The sequence below is a fragment of the Caballeronia zhejiangensis genome (assembly GCF_000698575.1).
Classification (GTDB): domain Bacteria; phylum Pseudomonadota; class Gammaproteobacteria; order Burkholderiales; family Burkholderiaceae; genus Caballeronia; species Caballeronia zhejiangensis.
This window is the reverse complement of record NZ_JFHD01000022.1, coordinates 47,891-70,376: the sequence shown is the minus strand read 5'-3', so window position 1 is coordinate 70,376 and position 22,486 is coordinate 47,891. Positions and strand designations below refer to the sequence as shown.

18 protein-coding genes are annotated in these 22,486 nt (G+C 63.4%); 3 read left to right on the top strand and 15 right to left on the bottom strand.

Annotated elements, in window-relative coordinates; all coding sequences use genetic code 11:
* Nucleotides 1–21: 21 nt before the first annotated feature.
* Both BG60_RS24100 and BG60_RS24095 read right to left on the bottom strand, forming a co-directional pair.
* Nucleotides 22–4,725, bottom strand: a complete 4,704-nt coding sequence (locus BG60_RS24100) for a glutamate synthase-related protein (RefSeq protein ID WP_008344102.1) — start codon at nt 4,723–4,725, stop codon at nt 22–24.
* A 330-nt stretch (nt 4,726–5,055) separates the two neighbouring features.
* A complete protein-coding gene (locus BG60_RS24095; RefSeq protein WP_008344100.1) occupies nt 5,056–5,763 on the bottom strand; it encodes a transposase in 708 nt (235 codons plus the stop codon).
* A gap of 206 nt (nt 5,764–5,969) precedes the next feature.
* Between BG60_RS24095 and BG60_RS24090 the strand changes: the two genes are divergently transcribed.
* Entirely contained in the window at nt 5,970–6,695 is a 726-nt protein-coding gene (locus tag BG60_RS24090; RefSeq protein WP_034473121.1) for an OmpW/AlkL family protein, read from the top strand.
* A 294-nt stretch (nt 6,696–6,989) separates the two neighbouring features.
* Entirely contained in the window at nt 6,990–7,367 is a 378-nt protein-coding gene (locus BG60_RS24085) for an ElaB/YgaM/YqjD family protein (RefSeq protein WP_033536968.1), read from the top strand.
* A 10-nt stretch (nt 7,368–7,377) separates the two neighbouring features.
* On the opposite strand, the gene ugpQ is transcribed toward BG60_RS24085, so the two are convergent.
* From ugpQ to pilM, 12 genes are all read right to left on the bottom strand, one after another.
* Complete coding sequence (gene ugpQ / locus BG60_RS24080) at nt 7,378–8,127, bottom strand: glycerophosphodiester phosphodiesterase (RefSeq protein WP_008344094.1); 750 nt, start codon at nt 8,125–8,127, stop codon at nt 7,378–7,380.
* A gap of 13 nt (nt 8,128–8,140) precedes the next feature.
* Nucleotides 8,141–9,226: a sn-glycerol-3-phosphate import ATP-binding protein UgpC gene (locus BG60_RS24075; protein ID WP_008344091.1), complete on the bottom strand. Its 1,086-nt coding sequence runs from the start codon at nt 9,224–9,226 to the stop codon at nt 8,141–8,143.
* Nucleotides 9,227–9,229: 3 nt separating this feature from the next.
* Nucleotides 9,230–10,075 (bottom strand): sn-glycerol-3-phosphate ABC transporter permease UgpE, encoded by an 846-nt coding sequence (gene ugpE, locus BG60_RS24070; protein ID WP_008344090.1) that lies wholly within the window; start codon nt 10,073–10,075, stop codon nt 9,230–9,232.
* Nucleotides 10,072–10,956 (bottom strand): sn-glycerol-3-phosphate ABC transporter permease UgpA, encoded by an 885-nt coding sequence (gene ugpA / locus BG60_RS24065; protein ID WP_034473120.1) that lies wholly within the window; start codon nt 10,954–10,956, stop codon nt 10,072–10,074. The genes ugpE and ugpA overlap by 4 nt, the downstream gene beginning before the upstream one ends.
* Before the next feature lie 49 nt (nt 10,957–11,005).
* Entirely contained in the window at nt 11,006–12,331 is a 1,326-nt protein-coding gene (ugpB, locus tag BG60_RS24060; RefSeq protein ID WP_034473119.1) for a sn-glycerol-3-phosphate ABC transporter substrate-binding protein UgpB, read from the bottom strand.
* Nucleotides 12,332–12,360: 29 nt separating this feature from the next.
* Nucleotides 12,361–13,581, bottom strand: a complete 1,221-nt coding sequence (locus BG60_RS24055) for a deoxyguanosinetriphosphate triphosphohydrolase (RefSeq protein WP_034473118.1) — start codon at nt 13,579–13,581, stop codon at nt 12,361–12,363.
* A 44-nt stretch (nt 13,582–13,625) separates the two neighbouring features.
* A complete protein-coding gene (aroB, locus tag BG60_RS24050; protein ID WP_034473117.1) occupies nt 13,626–14,702 on the bottom strand; it encodes a 3-dehydroquinate synthase in 1,077 nt (358 codons plus the stop codon).
* Between the two features lie 16 nt (nt 14,703–14,718).
* The gene (locus tag BG60_RS24045) at nt 14,719–15,264 is read right to left on the bottom strand and encodes a shikimate kinase (RefSeq protein ID WP_008344080.1); all 546 of its coding nucleotides are present in this window, start codon (nt 15,262–15,264) and stop codon (nt 14,719–14,721) included.
* A 93-nt stretch (nt 15,265–15,357) separates the two neighbouring features.
* The gene (locus BG60_RS24040; RefSeq protein WP_241484882.1) at nt 15,358–16,812 is read right to left on the bottom strand and encodes a type IV pilus secretin PilQ; all 1,455 of its coding nucleotides are present in this window, start codon (nt 16,810–16,812) and stop codon (nt 15,358–15,360) included.
* A gap of 76 nt (nt 16,813–16,888) precedes the next feature.
* Complete coding sequence (gene pilO / locus BG60_RS24035) at nt 16,889–17,734, bottom strand: type 4a pilus biogenesis protein PilO (RefSeq protein WP_241484881.1); 846 nt, start codon at nt 17,732–17,734, stop codon at nt 16,889–16,891.
* Nucleotides 17,731–18,411, bottom strand: a complete 681-nt coding sequence (locus tag BG60_RS24030) for a fimbrial assembly family protein (RefSeq protein WP_033536969.1) — start codon at nt 18,409–18,411, stop codon at nt 17,731–17,733. The genes pilO and BG60_RS24030 overlap by 4 nt, the downstream gene beginning before the upstream one ends.
* Nucleotides 18,408–19,409 (bottom strand): type IV pilus biogenesis protein PilM, encoded by a 1,002-nt coding sequence (pilM, locus tag BG60_RS24025; protein WP_034473128.1) that lies wholly within the window; start codon nt 19,407–19,409, stop codon nt 18,408–18,410. Before pilM ends, BG60_RS24030 begins: the two co-directional genes overlap by 4 nt.
* A gap of 262 nt (nt 19,410–19,671) precedes the next feature.
* On the opposite strand from pilM, the gene BG60_RS24020 reads away from it, so the two are divergent.
* On the top strand, nt 19,672–22,080 hold the full coding sequence (locus tag BG60_RS24020) for a penicillin-binding protein 1A (RefSeq protein WP_034473115.1): 2,409 nt from the start codon (nt 19,672–19,674) through the stop codon (nt 22,078–22,080).
* Between the two features lie 62 nt (nt 22,081–22,142).
* On the opposite strand, the gene cyaY is transcribed toward BG60_RS24020, so the two are convergent.
* Nucleotides 22,143–22,460 (bottom strand): iron donor protein CyaY, encoded by a 318-nt coding sequence (cyaY, locus tag BG60_RS24015; RefSeq protein ID WP_008344070.1) that lies wholly within the window; start codon nt 22,458–22,460, stop codon nt 22,143–22,145.
* Between the last annotated feature and the right edge of the window lie 26 nt (nt 22,461–22,486).

Sequence of the window (22,486 nt, the reverse complement as noted above, 5' to 3'; positions counted from 1 at the left end):
GTCTGTCTGATTGAACGAGGCTTAAGCCGCGACCGCTTCCTTGCCCTTCTTCGCGCCCATTTCGGTGAGCGCGCGACGGTACTCGGTCGGGAACACCTTGACGAACTGACGGCGAGCCGAATCCCAGTTTTCCAGCAGCGACTTCGCGCGCGGCGAGCCGGTGAACTGGAAGTGACGCTCGATCAGCCCCTTGAGCAGCGCTTCGTCGGTCTTGCCGGCGTGCCACAGCGTGCGATCCACCGTGCGCTCCTGTTCGGCCTGCTGCAGCACCGGATCGAGCGCGACCATCGACTTGTTGCACTTGCCGGCGAACGCGCCTTCCGGGTCGTACACGAACGCGATGCCGCCCGACATGCCCGCCGCGAAGTTGCGGCCCGTCTCGCCGAGCACGACCACCGTGCCGCCCGTCATGTATTCGCAGCCGTGATCGCCCGTGCCTTCGACGACCGCCGTCGCACCCGAGTTGCGCACGCAGAAGCGCTCGCCCGCGACGCCGCGGAAATACGATTCGCCTTCGATCGCGCCGTACATCACCGTGTTGCCGCAGATGATGTTTTCCTCGGACTTGCCGCGGAAGTCGTTGGTCGGGCGAATGATGATGCGCCCGCCCGACAGGCCCTTGCCGACGTAGTCGTTGCCGTCGCCGACGAGATCCAGCGTCACGCCCTTCGCGAGGAACGCGCCAAAGCTCTGGCCCGCCGTGCCCTTCAACTGGATGTGAATCGAGTCGTCGGGCAGGCCGTCGTGACCGTGCGTCTTCGCGATGAGGCCGGACAGCATCGCGCCGACCGTGCGATTCACGTTGCGCACCGGCTGGATGAACGACACATGCTCGCCCTTCTCGATCGCCGCCTTCGACTTCTCGATCAGCACGTGATCGAGCGCCTTGTCGAGACCGTGATCCTGCACGTCGACGTGCTTGCGCGCGACGTCTTCGCCCACCGGCACCTGATAGAAGATGCGCGAGAAGTCGAGGCCCTTAGCCTTCCAGTGCTCGATGCCCTTCTTCATGTCGAGCAGATCGACGCGGCCGATCAGGTCGTCGAACTTGCGGATACCGAACTGCGCCATGATTTCGCGCACTTCTTCCGCAACGAAGAAGAAGAAGTTGACGACGTGTTCCGGCTGGCCCGAGAACTTCGCGCGCAGCACCGGGTCCTGCGTCGCGACGCCGACCGGGCACGTGTTCAGATGGCACTTGCGCATCATGATGCAGCCTTCGACGACGAGCGGCGCCGTCGCGAAGCCGAATTCGTCCGCGCCGAGCAGCGCGCCGATCACGACGTCGCGGCCGGTTTTCATCTGACCGTCGGCCTGCACGCGAATGCGCCCGCGCAGACGGTTCAGCACCAGCGTCTGCTGCGTTTCGGCGAGGCCGAGTTCCCACGGCGTGCCAGCGTGCTTGAGCGACGACAGCGGCGATGCGCCCGTGCCACCGTCATGGCCCGCGATCACAACGTGATCCGCCTTCGCCTTCGCAACGCCCGCGGCCACCGTGCCGACACCGACTTCCGACACCAGCTTCACCGAAATGCTCGACGACGAATTCACGTTCTTCAAATCGTGAATGAGTTGCGCGAGGTCTTCGATCGAATAGATGTCGTGGTGCGGCGGCGGCGAAATGAGGCCGACGCCCGGCACCGAATAACGCAGCTTGCCGATGTATTCGGACACCTTGTGGCCCGGCAGCTGACCGCCTTCGCCCGGCTTCGCGCCCTGCGCCATCTTGATCTGGATCTGGTCCGCCGACGACAGATACTCCGCCGTCACGCCGAAACGTCCCGACGCGACCTGCTTGATCTTCGAGCGCAGCGAATCGCCTTCCTTCAGCGGGATGTCGGTGACGACCTCCTTGCCGATGATCGATTGCAGCGTGTCGCCGTTCTTTATCGGAATGCCGCGCAGTTCGTTGCGATAACGCGTTTCGTCCTCGCCGCCTTCGCCCGTGTTCGACTTGCCGCCGATGCGGTTCATCGCGACGGCGAGCGTGGCGTGCGCTTCCGTGCTGATCGAGCCGAGCGACATCGCGCCCGTCGCAAAGCGCTTGACGATTTCCTTCGCCGATTCGACTTCATCGAGCGGAATCGCCTTCGACGGCGACACCTTGAACTCGAACAGACCGCGGAACGTCATGTGACGCTTCGTCTGGTCGTTGATGATGTGGGCGTATTCCTTGTACGTCTGATACGAGTTGCTGCGCGCCGAGTGCTGCAGCTTGGCGATCGCATCCGGCGTCCACATGTGCTCTTCGCCGCGCACGCGATACGCATATTCACCGCCCGCGTCGAGCATGTTCGCGAGGACCGGGTTGTCGCCGAACGCTTCGCGATGCAGATGAATCGCTTCTTCCGCCACTTCGAAGATGCCGATGCCGCCGACCTTCGTCGCCGTGCCCTTGAAATACTTCTCGACGAGTTCCGACGACAGGCCGACGCCTTCGAAAATCTGCGCGCCGGTGTAGGACATGTACGTCGAAATGCCCATCTTCGACATGACCTTCAACAGGCCCTTGCCGACCGCCTTCGTGAAGTTGTAGATGACCTTGTCCGCCGACAGATCGCCCTTCAGGCCTTCGGCCATGTTGGCGAGCGTTTCCAGCGCGAGGTATGGGTGAACGGCTTCCGCGCCGTAGCCCGCGAGCAGCGCGAAGTGATGCGTTTCGCGCGCCGAGCCCGTTTCCACGACGAGACCCGTGCTCGTGCGCAGACCGTGCGCGACGAGATGCGAGTGGATCGCGGACGTGGCGAGCAGCGCCGGGATCGCGACGTTGTCGCGGTCCATCTTGCGATCGGACACGATCAGGATGTTGTAGCCGGAGCGCACGGCATCCACGGCTTCCGCGCACAGCGACGCGATACGCGCCTCGATGCCTTCCTTGCCCCACGCCGCCGGATAGCAGATGTTCAGCTCATACGAGCTGAATTTGCCGCCGGTGTACTTGTCGATCGCGCGGATCTTCGCGATGTCCTTGAAGTCGAGCACGGGCTGCGACACTTCGAGGCGCATCGTCGGGTTGATGTTCGTCGTGTCGAGCAGGTTCGGTTTCGGGCCGATGAACGAGTTGAGCGACATGACGAGGTTTTCGCGGATCGGGTCGATCGGCGGGTTCGTCACCTGCGCGAACAGCTGCTTGAAGTAGTTGTAGAGCGTCTTGTTCTTGTTGGACATGACCGCGAGCGGCGAGTCGTTGCCCATCGAGCCGACGGCCTCTTCGCCCGATTGCGCCATCGGCGCCATCAGGAACTTGAGGTCTTCCTGCGTGTAGCCGAACGCCTGCTGACGGTCCAGCAGTGCGGCGGCTTCGCGGCGCTGCGTTTCGACGTCTTCCGCCTTCGGCTCGATCTCGTCGAGTTTGATGCGAACCGCGTCGATCCAGCTCTTGTACGGCTTCGCGTTGGACAGGTTGTCCTTCAGCTCTTTGTCCTCGATGATGCGGCCCTGCTCCATGTCGATCAGGAACATCTTGCCCGGCTGCAGACGCCACTTCTTGACGATCTTCGACTCGGGAATAGGCAGCACGCCGGATTCCGACGCGAGGATCACGAGATCGTCGTCGGTGACGAGATAGCGCGCCGGACGCAGGCCGTTACGGTCCAACGTCGCGCCGATCTGGCGGCCGTCCGTGAACGCGATGGCGGCGGGGCCGTCCCACGGTTCCATCATCGCGGCGTGGTATTCGTAGAACGCGCGGCGGTTGTCGTCCATCAGCGTGTGCTGTTCCCACGCTTCCGGGATCATCATCATCATTGCGTGGACGAGCGGGTAGCCGGCCATCACGAGCAGTTCGAGACAGTTGTCGAACGAAGCCGTGTCGGACTGGCCCGGATAGATCAGCGGCCAGAGCTTCGGCAGATCGTCGCCGAGCACGTACGACGCGATCGCGCCGGTGCGCGCGTTCAGCCAGTTGACGTTGCCCTTCACGGTGTTGATTTCACCGTTGTGCGCGATCATGCGATACGGGTGCGCGAGTTCCCACGCGGGGAACGTGTTCGTCGAGAAGCGCTGGTGCACGAGCGCGAGCGCCGACACGACGCGCTCGTCCTGCAGATCGCGGTAATACACGCCGACCTGGCCGGCCAGCAGCAGACCCTTGTAGACGACCGTGCGCGACGACATCGACGGCACGAAGTATTCCTTGCCGTGCTTGAGCTTCAACGCCTGGATGCGATGGCTCGCCGTCTTGCGGATGATGTACAGCTTGCGCTCGAGCGCGTCCGTCACGACGATGTCCTTGCCGCGCCCGATGAAGATCTGGCGGATCAGCGGCTCGCTCGCCTTCACGGTCGGCGAAATCGGCATGGTGGAATCGACCGGCACGTCGCGCCAGCCGAGCACGACTTGGCCCTCGGCCTTGACCGTGCGCTCCAGTTCCTGCTCGCACGCGAGACGCGATGCGTGCTCCTTCGGCAGGAAGATCATGCCGACGCCGTATTCGCCAGCAGGCGGCAAGGTCACGCCTTGCTTGGCCATTTCTTCGCGATAGAAGCCGTCCGGCACCTGAATGAGGATGCCGGCGCCGTCGCCCATCAGCGGATCGGCGCCGACCGCGCCGCGGTGATCGAGATTCTCAAGAATCTTGAGACCCTGCTGAATGATCTCGTGGCTCTTTTTTCCCTTGATATGGGCGACGAAACCGACGCCGCACGCGTCGTGTTCGTTCGCAGGGTCGTACATGCCCTGCGCGGCGGGAAGCGAACCGGCTGCCGGCTGCTGATGATCGTTCATGGGGACACCGTCTCTACTGTGAGGGGCCGAATCGACTCGGCCGTTGAACCATTTTCTTGTCGCTTGCGACGGTTTCTTTCAACTTGATGTGTCACGAAGCACGGTCGTGCGCGGCACGCTGCACCGCGGCAATTGCCGGAAATCGAAATATACGCGACGAATCAAAGCGATGGCAAATAAAACTTGATGATCTGACACCGATTATCGATATGGTGCAAATGTGCCCCAACATATTGGGGCCGCATCGCTGACAGTCAAAAAGAAACGGCGAGACTCGGAAAATTCGAGACGCCGTTTCGTTTTTTGCTTCAGGAACGCCCGTGAAGGCCGTTATTGAGTCTGTGGAGTTTCGCGAATCTTGCGCGGACGTCCGCGCGGCAGCGGCGACACCCGGCGGTTGGCAGCATGCGACGCCCATTCCCGATAGGCATCGCTGCCGAGCACCCAGCCTTTAAGTGTCGCTTGCAGGAGACGGTTGGCCTCGCGCTCATCGGGCGGTTGCTCGCACAGTTCCTTGTAGGCGTGCTGGCGTTCGAACGGCGTATTGCCGAGCGACCAGAACAGCGGATGGTCGGTGATGAGGCTATCGAGCGTGAGCCCGATGTGATGACGGAAGCTGGACCATTTGTAGTCCTGCGGCGCCGCGACCAGTTGCGCGCGCACGGGCGCCATTTCTACGACGCGCGTGGCGAGCAGAAAGTATCGTTCGCCCTCGATGACCGTCGCGCGATAGCGGCCTTCCCAGAGCGTGCCGCGTCGCATGTATCGGCGATTGAAGTGCGCCACGTAACGACGTCCCACCGCTTGCATCGCTTTGGGCAGACTGGATTCGTCGCGCGGCGTGACGAGCAGATGTACCGCCTGCGGCATCAGCGCATAGGCGTGGATAGAGAGGTGATGATCACGTGAAGCAGTCCTCAAGCAGTCGATGAAGAGCTCGTAGTCCTGGTCGTCGACGAAGGCGGGTTGCTGGTCGAGACCACGCAGGATGACATGCTGCGGCTGTTCGGGAACGTAGAGTCGTGCAAGCCGTGCCATTCTGGATTTTCCGTTGGTCGCGTTTGTGTTACCCCGTTCGGGGACCTTTTGGAGCCGTTGCGGCAGCGTGGACAAAACACATGCAATTGCCGTGCAACCAGACCCCAAAGCCGCTCTTTGCCCTAGGGAGAATGCTCTACGGCACCGCTATGGTTAATGTGAAATCTTGTGTTCATAATGAGCGTGCTTTTTCGGAGGAGCACAAATTGAAAATAAAACAAGTCATCACGGGGATCGCGGCATTAGCGTGTGTGTCCACCGCGGCACATGCGCAATCTGCTGGATCCTTCTATGCAACAGCAGGCTGGTTTCACTTCGCCCCGCAAGACAGTAGTGGTCCGCTCAAAGAAACAAGTGTAGGCGGATCTCCGGTCAATATCGACGTTCCCGGCACAGGCGCAGGCATTTCGAGCGCCGACACCGCCGGCTTCACGTTGGGCTACTTCGCGACCGACCACATTGCCGCCGAACTCGAAATGGGCGTGCCGCCCACGTTCGATCTCGAAGGCAAGGGCACCTTGTCCCAGTACGGAAAGCTCGGCAGCGCGAAGCAGTGGAGCCCGACGCTGCTATTCAAATACTTCTTCAATGCTCCCACGGCGAAGTTCCGTCCGTTCGTGGGTCTTGGCGTGACGCGCACCTGGTTCACCGACGCCCAGATCACGAATCAGCAATTCGAAGGCTCGGTCCTGCATGGTCCGACCACCGTCGACACGGATAGTTCGTGGGCGCCCGTGTTTAATGTCGGCGCAACCTACAATTTCACGGAGCACTGGTTCGCCGGATTTTCCGTGTCGTTCATTCCGTTGAAGGCCACCGCGAAGTTGAACACGCAGGCTCAAACGCCTGTCGGCACGCTCAACGTTCAATCGCAGGCGAAAATCACGCTGAACCCGATCGTCACATATTTGCGAGTGGGCTATCGATTCTGAAGTGAGACTGCTCACAAGCATGTAACGACGATATAAGCGCCATAAAAAGAGAGATAACGCCGGCATGATTCACATATGCCGGCGTTACTTTTTGCATCGCCCTTGTAAATGTGACCTTCGTAAAAACGGTTTGCTTGCAGTTCTTACGCGCGATCGCGCGCGGAATGTGTTTCGCGGTCGCGCTTACCGAAGCTTTGCGCAACGTCGAAGCATCGGCATCGAATTTGCTGCATGATAAGTTTCCCCGCCACCTCGCGCGGGCTATCCACGACTCATCCATCGACGGAGCGATCTATGAACGCACTGCCTAATACGCGAGACGCCATCGGAGATTCCTGGACCACGACGAGCCGCCGCGCACGACGCATGGCACGGCATGGCCGCGAAGCAGCCGAGGATATCGGCTCCGAACTGCGCACCCTTCTCAGCGAACTCGAAAACACCCTGGCCGAAGGCACGTCGGCCGATGCGGCTGCGCTACGCGCGCAGATCAGCGACCGGCTCGTCAGCGCGCGCGCACGTCTGAACGATACGCACGCGGCGCTTCGCGAGCGCGCGGGCGCAGCGTTCGAAGACGCCGACGCCTTCCTTCACGAAAAGCCCTGGCAAACCATTGCATTGGTTGGCGGGCTGGCGCTGGTTGCGGGCGTGCTGCTCGCTCGCGTTCGCTGACATTTCAACCCTACGACGCCTCCAGAAAATCCGCGCCAATAATGTCGATGCGATCCGTGCAGATCGCATCGACGCCCCATTGCGCAAGCAACCGCGCGCGCGCCGGATCGTTCACCGTGTAGGCGAGAATGCGCAAGCCGGCATCCTTGATCTGCGCGACGAGCGCTTCATCGAGCGTGCGATGGTTCGCGTGCAGCGACACACACGATAACGCTGAAGTTTGCGCGCGCCAGTTCACGGGAACGCGCTCGTAAAGCATCCCTCGCGGAAGATTCGGCGCGACGTCGCGTGCGGCTTCCAGCGCCGCATATGAGAACGACGACATCAGCGGCGCAACTTCAGCGTCTGCCCACAAGTGCGCCGCCTCACGCGCGACGAGCACGCCTGTTTCCACGTCGCGCCCCTGACTCGGCTTGATCTCGATGTTCACCGCAAGCCCATGCTTCACGCATCGCTCGTGCACTTGGGCGAGCGTCGGCATACGCGCGTTTGCGAATTCGGCGCCGAACCAGGTGCCTGCATCGAGCGCGCGCAACTGTGCGTAGGTCATCGCTTTTGCCGCGCCGCGTCCGTTCGACGTTCGATCGACCGCGTCGTCGTGCAGCAGGAAGACGATGTCGTCAGCAGAAAGCTTCGCGTCGAACTCGATCATCTTGTGGCCGAAGCGCGCGCCCACGTCGATTGCTTCGAGCGTGTTCTCCGGCGCGAGTTTGCCGCCGCCGCGATGCGCGACGATCGCGGGATAAGGCCAGGTTCTCATCGCATCGCCTCCTTTAGTTCGCGCGCAGTCGCGTTGCCGGATCGAAAAAATGCAGATGCCGCGCGGGCAACGATACGCTCAACCGCTCGCCACGCTGCGGGCGATGCTCATGCGGCAAGCGCGCTGCGACGTCGTGCTTGCCCCACTTGCCGTGCGCGAGATTGTCCGCGCCAAGCAGTTCAGCCGAATCCACATCGAGCGTGGCGCTTGGCGCGTTCTCGTTGCCGGGCGTCATGTGCTCGGGACGAATGCCCACGATCCACTCGCGCCCGTGCATCGCGCTCGTCACGCCATTCGCGCCCGCGACCGGCAGCTTCGGACCGCCGCCCGCGATCTCGAAAGTCGATCCGTCTTCGGACAGACGTCCTTCGAGCAGATTCATCGCCGGCGATCCGATGAAGCTCGCCACGAATACGGTTGCCGGGCGTTCGTACACTTCGGTCGGCGCGCCGATCTGCTCCGCGTGACCCTTGTTCATCACGATGACGCGCTGCGCGAGCGTCATGGCTTCGATCTGATCGTGCGTAACGTAAAGGCTCGTGGTCGCGAGACGCGCGTGCAGCCGCTGAATTTCGAGGCGCATCTGCACGCGCAGTTTGGCGTCGAGATTCGACAACGGTTCGTCGAACAAGAACACCGCCGGCTCGCGGACAATCGCGCGGCCCATTGCAACGCGCTGCCGCTGACCACCCGACAATTCGCGCGGCTTGCGTTCGAGCAGATGTTCGAGTTCGAGGATACGCGCGGCATTCGCGACGCGCGACTCGATGGTCTTCTTGTCCGCGCCGCCGATCTTCAGCGCGTACGCCATATTCTGCGCGACGCTCATGTGCGGATAAAGTGCGTAGTTCTGAAAAACCATCGCGATGTCGCGATCCTTCGGCTCCAGCTTGTTCACGACCTTGCCGCCGATTTCGATCGCGCCTTCGGACACGCTTTCGAGCCCCGCGACCATGCGCAGCAAGGTCGACTTTCCGCAGCCCGACGGCCCGACCATCACGACGAATTCGCCGTCCTCGATCGCGGCGTCGATGCCGTGCAGTACGTAGTTCGAGCCGTCGTATGTTTTCTTGACGCTTTTTAGATTCAATGCAGCCATGTTTTATTTCTCGGAATCGACGAGTCCGCGCACGAACCAGCGCTGCATCGTCAGGACGACCGCGAGCGGCGGCAGCATCGCGAGCAGCGTCGCGGTCATCACGTAGTGCCATTCGGTCGCTGTGTCGCCGGACGCGATCATGCTCTTGATGCCGACCACCGCCGTCTGCAGCGACACTTCGTTGGTGATGAGAATCGGCCAGAGATATTGATTCCAGCCGTAGATGAACGTGATGACGAAAAGCGCCGCGATGTTGGTCTTCGAAAGCGGCAGCACAACGTCCCAGAAGAAACGCAGCGGCCCCGCGCCGTCGATGCGCGCCGCTTCCATCAGTTCGTCGGGCAGCGTCATGAAGAACTGCCGGAAGAGGAACGTAGCCGTTGCGGAGGCGATCAGCGGCAGCGTCAATCCCGCATACGTGTTCGACAGATGCATCGACGAAACGACTTGCACCGTCGGGAAGATACGCACTTCGACGGGAAGCATCAGCGTGATGAAGATGAGCCAGAACGCGAGGTTCTTCAGCGGAAAGCGGAAGAAGACGATTGCATAGGCGGACACGATCGACACCGCGATCTTGCCGATGGAGATGACCAGCGCCATCACGAGACTGTTCGCCAGCATGCGTCCGAAGGGAGCGGCCGCGTTGCCGCTGCCGTGCGCCCAGATATACGCGATGTTCTCGAACAGATGCGTGCTCGGCACGAGCGAGAGCGGCACGCTGAACACTTCCTTCGAATTCATCGTGGCCGCGCAGAACGCGACGTACACAGGAAACACGATCAGCGCGACGCCGAGCAACAGCACCGCGTGACAGAAGATATCGAAGCCGCGACGGTTTTCGATCATGAGTATTGCACCCTGCATTCGACGAAGCGGAACTGGACCACGGTGAGCACGACGACGATCACCATCAGCACGACCGACTGCGCGCCCGAACTGCCGATGTCGAGTCCCTGGAAGCCTTCCGCGAAGATCTTGTAGATGAGCGTCTTGGTCGATTGCGCGGGACCGCCGCCGGTCGCGGCGTCGATGACGGGGAACGTATCGAAGAACGCGTAGACGAGATTCACGACGAGCAGAAAGAACGACGTCGGCGACAGGAGCGGCAGCGCGATGCCGAAGAAGCGGCGCACGGGACCGGCCCCGTCGATGGCGGCGGCTTCGATCAGCGATTTCGGGATCGCCTGAAGACCCGCATAGAAGAACAGGAAGTTGTAGCTGACCTGCTTCCACACCGACGCGAGCACGACGAGGAACATGGCCTGCGTGCCGTTCAACGCGTGATTCCAGATGACGCCCTGCTTCGCCAGCGCATACGTCACGAGCCCGATGCTCGGATTGAACAGGAACGACCACAGCACGGCGGCGATCGCGGGCGCGACCGCATACGGCCAGATGAGCAGCGTCTGATACGCCTTCGCGCCGCGCGTCACGCGATCGGCGCACGCGGCGAGCAGAAGCGAGATCACGAGGCCCGACACGGTGACGAGCGCGCAGAAGATCATCGTCGTGTTGAACGACGACAGGTAGAGCGGATCGGCGAACAGTTGTTTGAAGTTCTGCAGGCCGACGAACTCGCTCGACGTGCCGAACGCATCCTGGCTTTGCGTGGCCTGCCAGAGGGCTTCGCCCGCGGGCCAGAGAAAGAACAGCGCGGTGATCGCGAGTTGTGGCGCGACGAGCAGATACGGCAAGACGCTCGTATCGAAACGAGAGCGCTTTTCCATGCTTTGATTTCCCGGAAGCGCCCGCGCTTCTACACGCGGGCGCGTGACCTTAATTGCCCGCCTTCTCGAAGCGGCGCAGCAGTTCGTCGCCGCGTTGCACCGACGCGTCCAGCGCCTGTTGCGGCGTCTTCTTCTCGGCCCAAACTTGCTCGAGCTCTTCGTCGACGATCGTGCGGATCTGAGGCATGTTGCCGAGGCGCAGGCCCTTCGTGTACGCGAGCGGCGGCTTGTTCAGCATCTGCTTGATCGCGATGTCCGCGCCGGGATTCTTGTCGTAGAAGCCCTGCTTTTGCGTGAGCTCGTACGCGGCCTGCGTGACCGGCAGATAGCCCGTGTCCTGATGCCACTTCGCCGCCACTTCCGGCGTCGCGAGATACGCGAGGAACTTGGCGACGCCCTTATAGACGGCCGGATCCTTGCCCGCCAGAACCCACAGACTCGCGCCGCCGATGATCGCGTTCTGCGGCGCGCCCTTCACATTCGCGTCGTAAGGCATCATGCCGACGCCGTAATCGAACTTCGCGAATTTCGCGATGGTCGCGCGCGAACCCGACGAATTCGTGATGATCCCGCAATCGCCGCTATAGAACTTCGACACCGGCTCGTCCTTGCGGCCGACATACGTGAACGTGCCTTCCTTCGCCATGTTTTGCAGGAACTGGATGTGCGCGACCTGCAGCGGCTTGTTGAATTCGAGCTTCGCATCGAGGCCGTCGAAGCCGTTGTTCTTCGTCGCGAACGGCGCGGCGTGCCACGCGCTGTAGTTCTCGAGCTGAATCCAGCTCTGCCAGCCCGACGAATATCCGCACGAATAGCCCGCGGCCTTCAGCTTCTTCGCGTCGGCTTCGACATCGGCCCAGGTTTTCGGCGGCTGGTTCGGATCGAGGCCGGCCTTCTTGAACGCGTCCTTGTTGTAGTAGAGAACGGGCGTCGAGCTGTTGAACGGCATCGAGATGAGATGGCCGGTCTTCGCGTCGCTGTAGTAACCGGCGATGGTCGGCACGAACGCCTTTTCGTCGAGCGGCACGCCAGCCTGCTTGAACACGTCGGAGACCGGGATGACGGCCTTTTTCGCCTGCATCATCGTCGCGGTGCCGACTTCGTAGACTTGCAGGATCGCGGGCGCATTGCCGCTGCGATACGCCGCGATGCCCGCTGCGAGCGCCTGGTCATACGTGCCCTTGAACACCGGGACGATCTTGTAATCGCTCTGAGACTTGTTGAAATCGTTGGCGATGTCGTTCACGCGCTCGCCGAGCGCGGCTTCCATCGCGTGCCAGAACTGGATTTCCGTCGCGGCGTGCGCGGCGGTGCTGACGCCGAACGTCAAGGCGGCAGCGGTCGTGACCAGGCGAAACAGGGGCTTGCGGACCATCGATGAGTCTCCGTATAAAACGTTATAAGTTAATTGTTATCGATGACAAACAGTCGTTGATATTCCTTCAATGCGTAACGGTCCGTCATTCCGGCGATGTAATGCGCGATGAGCCGCGCCTGCGAACTGTCGTGGCTCGACGAAGCCGCGTCGTTCGCCGATTCCTCCGTCACCGGTCCGCGCGCCTGATACGCGGGCGGCAAGAGACGCGGATCGTCGGAGAAGGCTTCGAAAAGGCCCGTCACGACGCGCTTCGCCTTGTTGGCCATACGCATCACGCGATAGTGCCGGTACAGGTTCTTGAACAGGAAACGCTTGAGTTGCGCCGCCTGTGCCGCGACTTCATCGCTGTGCGCGACGAGCGTGGGCGCGTTGCGCACGTCGTCGAGCGATTGCGGCGCGACGCGTTGGAGATTGCGGCTCGTCGCCTCGATCAGATCGACGATCAGCGTATTGATGATGCGGCGGATGGTTTCGTGAATGAGCCTGCGCCCTTCGATGTCCGGATACTCCGCGCGCGCCGCGTCGAAATGCGTGTGCCAGAGGCTCACTTCGGAAAGCTGCTCGAGCGTGATGAGGCCGGAGCGCAGGCCGTCGTCGACATCGTGATTGTTGTACGCGATTTCATCGGCGACATTGGCGATCTGCGCTTCGAGCGAAGGCTGCTTGCCCGTGAGAAAGCGCTCGCCGAGATCGCCGAGCTTGCGCGCGTTCTCGCGCGAGCAATGCTTGAGAATGCCTTCGCGCGTCTCGAAGCACAGGTTCAGGCCGTTGAACGCGCCGTAGTGCTCTTCGAGCTGATCGACCACCGCGAGGCTTTGCAGGTTGTGCTCGAAGCCGCCGTGATCGCGCATGCAGTCGTGCAGCGCGTCCTGTCCGGCGTGACCGAACGGCGTATGGCCGAGATCGTGCGCGAGCGAAATGGCTTCGACGAGATCCTCGTTCAGCCGCAGATTGCGCGCGACGGAACGCGCGATCTGCGCGACTTCGAGGCTGTGCGTGAGGCGCGTGCGAAACAGGTCGCCTTCGTGATTGACGAAGACCTGGGTCTTGTATTCGAGCCGCCGAAACGCGGTCGAATGCACGATGCGGTCGCGATCTCGCTGGAACTCGGTGCGCGCCGCCGGGGGCGCTTCGGCGAAACGCCGTCCGCGCGATTGCGACGCGTGCGCGGCGTACGCCGCGAGATGCGCTTCGAGCGCGAGCGTCGACGGCGCGCCCGGCAAAACTTGATGCTCTTCTTCGCTCACCGGCTGCTCCGCATCGTCATGGTTCTGGCCGCCGCTCGCGCGGATCAGACGCTGGCTGCGAGCGTCGCGCGCACGGCCTGATCTGGCGCGCTCGTGATCTCGGTCGCGCCGAAGCGGGTCAGCAAAATGAATTTGATTTCACCGGCTTCGGCCTTTTTGTCGACCTTCATCAGATCGACGTAGCGGTCGTCGCCGAGCTTCGGCGCCGTGACCGGCAGCTTCGCCGCTTCGATCACGCGCACGAGACGCTGGCGCGCGGCTTCGTCGAGCCTGCCGAGGCGCACGGACAAATCCGCCGCCATCACCATGCCGCAACCGACCGCCTCGCCGTGCAGCCATTCGCCGTAGCCGAGACCGGCTTCGATCGCATGACCGAACGTATGGCCGAAATTGAGAATCGCGCGCTGCCCGCCCTCGCGCTCGTCGGATGCCACCACCGACGCCTTGATCTCGCACGAACGCTTCACCGCGTGCGCGAGGGCGTCGTCGTCGCGGCGATTCAGCGCGTCGATATTGCTTTCGATCCAGTCGAAGAATTCGGCGTCCGCGATGGCGGCCGTCTTGATGACTTCCGCGATGCCCGCCGCCAGCTCGCGCTCCGGCAAGGTGTGCAGCGCGCCGATGTCCGCGATTACCGCTTGCGGCTGATAGAACGCGCCGATCATGTTCTTGCCGAGCGGATGATTGATGCCCGTCTTGCCGCCCACCGACGAATCCACTTGCGAGAGCAGCGTGGTCGGCACCTGGATGAACGGCACGCCGCGCATGTACGATGCGGCCGCGAAGCCCGTCATGTCGCCGACGACGCCGCCGCCTAGCGCGATCAGCGTCGTCTTGCGGTCGGCGCGCTCGGTCAAGAGCGCGTCGAAGATCGTGTTGAGCGTTTCCCAGTTCTTGTGCGCTTCGCCGTCCGGAAGCACGACGGTCGTGACTTTCTTGCCGAGCGGCGCGAGAGCCGCGCGCAACTGCTCGCCGTAGAGCGGATCGACGGTCGAGTTCGTGACGATCGCCACGGACGCGCCCTTGATGTGCGGAGCAAAGAGCTCGGTGCGGCCGATCAGCCCTGCACCGATATGAATGGGATAGGCGCGCTCGCCCAGTTCGACGTTGACGGTAATCATGGCGGACATGTGATCTTCAGGCCGGTTTGACGACGCCGGCGACCTCCAGTTGCATCAGGACCATATTGACGAGCGCGTTCACGGTCGGCCGTCCGGTTTCCACGACGAAATGCGCGCATTCGTGGTACAGCGGATCGCGCGCCTGAAAGAGCGCTTCGAGCTTGCCGCGCGGATCTTCGGTCTGCAGCAGCGGGCGATTCTTGTCGCGCCGTGTGCGCTGCCAGAGATCGTGCGGATTGGCGCGCAGATAGATGACGATGCCCCGATTCTTCAGATGTTCGCGATTGTCGGGGCGCAGCACCGCGCCGCCGCCCGTCGCGAGCACGATGCCATCGCGCTGCGACAGCTCGTCGATGACGTTCGCCTCGCGCTGGCGGAAACCCGCTTCGCCCTCGAGTTCCCAGATCACCGGAATGCGGGCGCCCGTGCGCGCCTCGATCTCATGATCCGAATCGATGAAGGAGCGCTGCAGACGGCGCGCAACCGCACGTCCCACGGTGGTTTTACCCGCCCCCATGAGTCCGACGAAAAAAATGTTCGCGTTCGCGTGCCCTTCCTGCAACTCGGTTTCCTTCTAGTTCGATGCAATTTGTTCGTGCGGCAGCTTAAGGGCAAACCGCCCGCTTTGTCGAGTTTCGCGGCCCTCGTGACGGGCCTAGCCGCTCGACGCGATCACATGCGGCGTAATCAAAATGACGAGCTCGCTCTTCGAGCTGCGCCGCGCGTCGTTGCGAAACAGCCAGCCGATCAGCGGCAATTTCGACAGTCCCGGCACGCCGGTCGTGTCTTCGTGTTCGTCATCGGAATAAATGCCGCCGATCGCCACGGTGCCGCCGTTTTCCACTTCCACGCGCGTCTGGATATGCTTGGTATGGATTGCCGGCCCGTTCGCCGTCTGCTCGCCGACACTGTCTTTCGTGATGTCGAGATCGAGAATGACGTGGCCATGCGGCGTGATCTGCGGCTCAACCTCCAGTTTGAGCGTTGCGCGCCGAAACTGCACGCCCGACATGCCATTGCCAACCTTCGCCTGATACGGCACTTCCATGCCCTGCTCGACGATCGACTTCACGCGGTCCGCCGTCACGACGCGCGGCCGCGAAACGATTTGTCCGCGCCCTTGCGCCTCCAGCGCGCTCAGTTGCACGTTGAGCAGCCGGGTGGCCTGCGCGACGAACAACGTGAGCCCGGCCGTCGCCGCGTCGAAACCGTTGATCGGCCCCGCCGACAAATCGTATACCACACCGTCCGCGCCGCCCGCGAACCCGGTCGCCGGATCGTTCTGCGCCGCGATGCCCAGCTTGACGCCGAGATTGCGCGACAGTCCCGCCTCGCCCTCGACGATCTTCGCCTCGATCATCACCTGCGGCGTCGGCTTGTCGATCAGCGCGACGAGTTCGGCGATCTGCCGCACGCGAGCGTCGAGATCGGTGATGAAGAGCAGATTCGTGCGGGCATCGGAGATGGCGGAACCGCGCTTCGACAGCACGCGCTGGCTGCCCGAGCCGGACAGCATCTTGCGCAGCTCTTCCGCGCGCGAATAGCGCAGCACGAACGTACGGCTCGCGAGCGGTTCGAGGTCCGCGGCGCGCGCGTGGGCCTCGAACCGCAGCTTCTCGCGCGCCGCCAGTTCCGCGAGCGGCGCGACCCAAATGACATTGCCGTGCCGCTCCATCGCGAGTCCGTGGACTTCGAGGAACGTGTCGAACGCGCGCCGCCACGGCACGGCGACGAGATTCATCGACACTTGTCCGCGCACCTTTTCGCTCGCGACGATGTTCAGGCCGGTGAAGCGCGCGAATGCGTGCAGCGCGGCGCTCAAGTCGGCGTTTTTCAGATCGAGCGTGATCGGCTTGCCGTCGTCGTCGCTCTGCGATGCGTCGCTCAGACGCTCGAGTTTCGGCAAAGGCACGGGCGGGCCTTCCAGCGCCTCTGCCGTTTCTGTCTTCTCCGTTTCCGCCTGCTCCGCCGCGGGCTTCGCGGGCTGCGCGTCGGACGTCGCGACGATAGGCGGGTCGACAGCCTGCGCGTCGAACGATGCGGGCAGCGGCGGAAGCGGCGGGACGATCGCATCGGCGCTATCGGCGGCAAACGCCGTGTGCGCAGACATCGACAGCGCAGCCGCCATTCCGATGAATCTGCCTGAAAGCTTCGCGAACCGGCTCACGTGCGATCCTCCGCGAAAGTCAGCTTGCGCGACATGCCGTCTTCTCGGGCGAGTTCGATTGCGCGCGGCACGACGCGCCCGAGCCGTTCGTCGCCGATTTTCTGCCCCGGCGCGAAGCTGTCGACGTCGCGGCCGCTTTGCAAAAGCGCCATCGCGCGACCCGTGCGACGAACGTGCCCACCAGCAGCATGTCGCTTCCCTGCGCGGCGGCGTCCGCGCTGCCGAACGGATCGATGACGAACGCGTTGGCGCGCGACACTGCGGCGGGCGCGACCGCCGGCAACGTTTCGAAGATGCGCAATGTCGCTTCGATGGCGAGCGCGTTCGCCTGCCGCTTGATCTGCACGTTCTCGGGAACGACGAGTCGCGGCAGGCCGGCGAGCGCATCGAGAAAGCGCCGTAGCTCCGCGAAGCTGCCGTCCGCGCGCAGCTTGAGCGCGCGCTCAGGAAACGGCTCTCGCTGCTTCGGCGCCCCGCCTTTGACGGCGACAGGCTCGATGTCCGCGACGCGCACGCCGCTCTGGGCGGCCAGATCCGCGACCGCGCGCAACGCGTCGGCGGCGCTCCAGTGCTCCGGATCGAGGCGCCCCGACGACGCGCGCGCTCGCAAGCCGGACAGTTCGTCGGCAATGCGCGCCGCGTCCTGCGCCTTCGCTTGTGCCGCGGCCAACGCGACGCGGCTTTCATCGAGCCGGCTCGCGTCCGACATGCGCCACGCGCGCAGGCCGAACGCAAACACGACGACACTCAACGCGAGCGCGACACACGCGGTCCGTCGCCTCGACCAGTCGTCGAGCGGTTGCAGGATGGAGAGCGCGCCGCGCGAGCGCGTCTTCATGGCGATGTCCATCGGAATCGTGCTCATGGGCGTTCCCCCTGCGTTGCCGCCAAAACCGGACGTGCCTGACGCGACGCCGTTTCATCGCGCGAATGATCCGGCGCATAGCGCACCAGCGCGACGAACTCGAATCGCGCGGCGTGCTCGTCGGAGGCCGTCGATGCAGCGCGCCTGGCAGGCTGCGTCGACGGAATTCCGTTCGCGCGCCGTTTCATTTCGATCACTTCCACCGCCTGCACGCCGCGCAGGCGCTCCAGCCGCTTGAGCCATTGCGACGCTGCCTGCGAATCGGGTGCGAGCGCCGCCAGCTCGACCTCATTCGTTCGCTGCGACACGCGTTGAAGCGCGACGCCGCGTTGAAGAGGCGAGTCGGCGAGCGCTTCGAGCAGCGCGAGGAAACGCTCGCGCGGCAACGCCAACGGCTGCGCGGCCTCACGCGCGCGCCGCCGTTCGCTTTCTGCGCGCACGAGCCGTGCGTGTTCGTCGATCTGCGCGCTCGAAGCACGCAGCGACGTCTCCAGCGCGACACGCCGTTCATCCAGTCGCGCGCGCTCGAACAAGTCGCGGCCAGCGACGGCGCCAACGGCCGCGCAGCCCGCGAGCGTCACCGCGCCGATCAGCGCGAGCCGCTGCCGCCGTAGCTCGCGTCGCTTTCGCGCGCGATAAGGCAACAGATTGAATCCGTCGAGCATGGCAGCGTTCATTGCATCACCTCGCGCAACGCCAGGCCTACCGCAACCGCGAAACGCGGCGAATGCTTGTGCACCGTCTGAATCTCGGCCACCCCGTTGCAATAAGGCGCGGCTTCGAACGGCAATGCCGCGCAGCCGAAAGTCTTGCCGAGCACGGGAAGCGGAAGGCCCGCGTGCGCCATCAACTCGATCTGCCCGCCGACGTAGATGCAATCGAGCGGCGCGTGTTCGCCAGCGAGTTCGTGCAACGCGTCCGAAATGCTCCGATGCTCGGGCGCGGGATACCGGACTTCGTTTTCGACGCCGCGCGAGCCGACGAGCCAGCCGTGCAAGCCGCTGCTTTCCAGCCAGCAGACGAGATAGCGCGCGTCGGCGTCCAGTTCGACGGAACCTGCATGGCGCATCGCGCGCAATGCGGCGGCCGGCTCGCTGTCGATGGCCGATAGCGCGATGCCCGCCTCCGCCGCGGTCTCGACTCGCGCCTCGACGCGTCGCCGCGCCGTCGCCGCTATCGCGACCAGCGCGTCGCCGTCTTCCCGCGTCTGCACGGACCAGTCGACTGCCAGCGCGCCGCGTTCGATGCCCGCCGCGCGCTCGGCTTCGGCGAGTACGGCCGGCTCGAGCAAGCCGCGCGGATCGCCGCCGATCGGGGCTGCGAGCTGCTCGTGGGTGTCGATGAGTCGGGCGAGCGGAACTTGCGTCGTAAGCGTCGCCGACGACGGCAAGCCCATCGCGCAACGCAGCGCACGCCAAGCGCCGCTTTCCGGCAGCCGCCCGAACGCCTCGCGCAACGCCGCGACGATAGGCGCGCGATCGACGAAATCGCCGCCGACCACCGCACCCGACGGCAGCGCCACCGACTCCAGATGCTCGACACACACCGCCGCATTCGCCCTCAACCGCCTGCTCACGATGGCGAGGCGCACCGCGTCCTCGCTCACGTCGATGCCCGCCGCGTAGCGCCGCGTGACCGTCAGCATCGTGCCGCGCAGCATGTTTTCCTTGCTCATGACCGCTCCTTCCATTCGATCGCGCACCGAACCGTTCGGGCGCTTGATGTCGGAAGAATTGTCGCGAGCGCCGATCGCGGCGAACACTCGGCCGAATGGCCAACGCTCGCGTCGGAGGGATGCTTCCGCGCAGGATCGCGCGTATCTTGAAGACAACGGCAGACGCGTGTGCAGGCGCACACGGCGGCAGCGTGCGCCGTGTGCGTCAAGAAAAGTCCGAAACCCGGGCAGCTATAATCGCGTGACTGTTTTTGGTGGTGCTATGCAATCCTCTTCCCCGTCCAACCCGCCGTCCACGCCGCCCGAGAAGCCGAAAAAAGCCAAACGCCCATGGTGGGGGAGGCTCATGCTCGGATTTTTCGTCAGCGTTTTCGCGCTCGTCGTCTGCGCGGGTCTGGTGCTCGGCTACGCGCTCGTCGTTGCGATGCCGAACCTGCCGTCGCTCGAAGCGCTCACCGATTACAAGCCGAAGGTGCCGCTGCGCATCTACACGGCCGATCACGTTCTGATCGGCGAATTCGGCGAAGAGCGCCGCAGTGTCGTGCGCATTCAGGACGTGCCCGATCATCTGAAAAAAGCCGTGCTCGCCATCGAAGACGCGCGCTTTTACGATCACGGCGGCGTCGATCTCACCGGCATTCTGCGCGCGGGCTCGGTCGCCCTGACCAACGGCCACGCGTCGCAAGGCGCGAGCACGATCACGATGCAGGTCGCGCGCAATTTCTTCCTGTCGAGCGAGAAGACCTACACGCGCAAGATTTATGAAATGCTGCTCGCGTACAAGATCGAGCGCGCGTTGACGAAGGATCAGATTCTGGAGGTCTATATGAATCAGATCTATCTCGGGCAGCGCGCGTATGGTTTCGCGAGCGCGGCGCGGGTCTATTTCGGCAAGGATCTGAAGGACGTCTCGCTCGCCGAGGCGGCGATGCTCGCGGGTCTGCCGAAAGCGCCCTCGGCGTACAACCCGGTCGTCAATCCGAAGCGCGCGAAGGTGCGGCAGGAGTACATCCTGCAACGCATGCGGGAGCTGAACTTCATCACGCAGGCTGAGTACGAGCAGGCCGTGCAGCAGCCGCTCGTCGTGAAGGGACAGGGCCGCGAATTCAGTGTGCACGCCGAGTACGTCGCGGAAATGGTGCGTCAGATGCTGTACGCGCAATACCGCGAAGAAGCGTACACGCGCGGCCTGAATGTCGTGACGACGATCGATTCCGCCGACCAGGACGCCGCGTATCGCGCGGTGCGCAAGGGCCTGATGGATTACGAGCACCGGCACGGCTATCGCGGGCCGGAAGGTTACATCGATCTGCCGGCGAACGCGGATGACCGCGAGCAGGCCATCGACGATGCGCTCGCCGAGCATCCCGACAACGGCGAGATCGTCGCGGCGGTCGTGACGTCGGCGAGTCCGAAGGAAGTGAAGGCGAGCTTCATCGACGGCAACACGGCAACCATCAGCGGCAACGATCTGCGTTTCGTGCAGTTCGCGCTCTCGTCGCGCGCGCAGCCGAACTCGCGCATTCGTCCGGGCGCGATCGTGCGTCTCATGAAGGACGACGACGGCGACTGGATCATCACGCAATTGCCGCAAGTCGAAGGCGCGCTCGTGTCGATGGTGCCGCAGGACGGCGCGATCCGTGCGCTCGTCGGCGGCTTCGACTTCAACAAGAACAAGTTCAATCACGTCACGCAGGCATGGCGCCAGCCGGGATCGAGCTTCAAGCCGTTCATCTATTCGGCATCGCTCGAAAAGGGTCTCTCGCCCGCGACGATCATCAACGACGGACCGCTTTTCTTCAGCGCCGCCGAGACGGGCGGCCAGGCGTGGGAGCCGAAGAACTACGGCGGCGGCTTCGACGGCCCGATGACCATGCGCTCCGCGTTGCAGCGCTCGAAGAACATGGTGTCGATCCGCATCCTGAGTCATATCGGCACGAAGTACGCGCAGCAGTACATCACGCGCTTCGGCTTCGATGCGGACCGTCATCCCGCTTATCTGCCGATGGCGCTCGGCGCCGGCCTCGTCACACCGCTGCAAATGGCAGCCGGTTACGCGGTGTTCGCGAACGGTGGATATCGTGTGAATCCGTATCTGATCGCCGATATCACCGATCCGTACGGGCGCGTCGTGTCGCATCCGCAGCCGCTCGTCGCGCAGCAAAGCGCGCCGCTCGCGATCACGCCGCGCAACGCTTTCGTGATGAACAGCCTGTTGCAGAGCGTCGCGCAGCACGGCACGGGCGCGAAGACGAATCAACTGAAGCGCGGCGATCTGGCCGGCAAGACGGGCACGACGAACGATTCGCGCGATGCGTGGTTCGCCGGTTATCAGCGCACGCTCGTGGCGATCGCGTGGATCGGCTATGACAATCCGCGCAGCCTCGGCGACAAGGAAACGGGCGGCGGTCTTGCGCTGCCGGTGTGGATGGATTACATGGGCCGCGCGCTGAAGGGCGTGCCCGAGTACAAGCCGATGATGCCGCCCGATATCACGTCGCTCGGCAACGAGCTGTACTACGACGACATGACGCCGGGCCGCGGCTTCGTCGCAACGATCGGTGTGAGCCAGGCGCCGCCGCAGGAAGGCGTGTCAGGCGTGACTGCGCCCGCGCCCGAGGTTGGCGAGCAGGAAAAGCAGGACATCATGAATCTGTTCAAGGGGCAGTAACCCGGCCCCTGCAAAGCAAAGCGAGCGGACCGAAAGGCCGCTCGTTTTTTTTACGCCTCGATTTATGCCTTGAAGCGGATCGGCTCGCCGGCCTGCTCGCTCGAATATTTGCTCAGCGTCGCGAAGAATTCGCTGTTGTCGCGCGTGTCGCGCCAGGCGCCGTCGACGTATTTGTAGTGGAATCCGCCCGCCTTCGCCGCGAGCCAGATTTCGTGCTTCGGCGGCTGCAAGTTGACGATCACCTTCGTGCGATTCTCGAATTCCAGCGTGAGCACATTGCCGCTGCGCTCGAATTCGATGTCCGCTTCGGCGTTGTCCACCGAGCGCTCGATGGCCGTCAGCGCGGCCTCCGCCAGCGTCAGGTATTCCTGGTCTGTCATGCTAAACTCCATCGATTAAACGTATA

Coding starts and splice junctions, on each gene's coding strand:
- BG60_RS24100 (WP_008344102.1), bottom strand. CDS start 4,725: ATGAACGATCATCAGCAGCCGGCAGCCGGTTCGCTTCCCGCCGCGCAG.
- BG60_RS24095 (WP_008344100.1), bottom strand. CDS start 5,763: ATGGCACGGCTTGCACGACTCTACGTTCCCGAACAGCCGCAGCATGTC.
- BG60_RS24085 (WP_033536968.1), top strand. CDS start 6,990: ATGAACGCACTGCCTAATACGCGAGACGCCATCGGAGATTCCTGGACC.
- ugpQ (WP_008344094.1), bottom strand. CDS start 8,127: ATGAGAACCTGGCCTTATCCCGCGATCGTCGCGCATCGCGGCGGCGGC.
- BG60_RS24075 (WP_008344091.1), bottom strand. CDS start 9,226: ATGGCTGCATTGAATCTAAAAAGCGTCAAGAAAACATACGACGGCTCG.
- ugpE (WP_008344090.1), bottom strand. CDS start 10,075: ATGATCGAAAACCGTCGCGGCTTCGATATCTTCTGTCACGCGGTGCTG.
- ugpA (WP_034473120.1), bottom strand. CDS start 10,956: ATGGAAAAGCGCTCTCGTTTCGATACGAGCGTCTTGCCGTATCTGCTC.
- ugpB (WP_034473119.1), bottom strand. CDS start 12,331: ATGGTCCGCAAGCCCCTGTTTCGCCTGGTCACGACCGCTGCCGCCTTG.
- aroB (WP_034473117.1), bottom strand. CDS start 14,702: ATGATTACCGTCAACGTCGAACTGGGCGAGCGCGCCTATCCCATTCAT.
- BG60_RS24040 (WP_241484882.1), bottom strand. CDS start 16,812: ATGTCTGCGCACACGGCGTTTGCCGCCGATAGCGCCGATGCGATCGTC.
- pilO (WP_241484881.1), bottom strand. CDS start 17,734: ATGAGCACGATTCCGATGGACATCGCCATGAAGACGCGCTCGCGCGGC.
- BG60_RS24030 (WP_033536969.1), bottom strand. CDS start 18,411: ATGAACGCTGCCATGCTCGACGGATTCAATCTGTTGCCTTATCGCGCG.
- pilM (WP_034473128.1), bottom strand. CDS start 19,409: ATGAGCAAGGAAAACATGCTGCGCGGCACGATGCTGACGGTCACGCGG.
- BG60_RS24020 (WP_034473115.1), top strand. CDS start 19,672: ATGCAATCCTCTTCCCCGTCCAACCCGCCGTCCACGCCGCCCGAGAAG.
- cyaY (WP_008344070.1), bottom strand. CDS start 22,460: ATGACAGACCAGGAATACCTGACGCTGGCGGAGGCCGCGCTGACGGCC.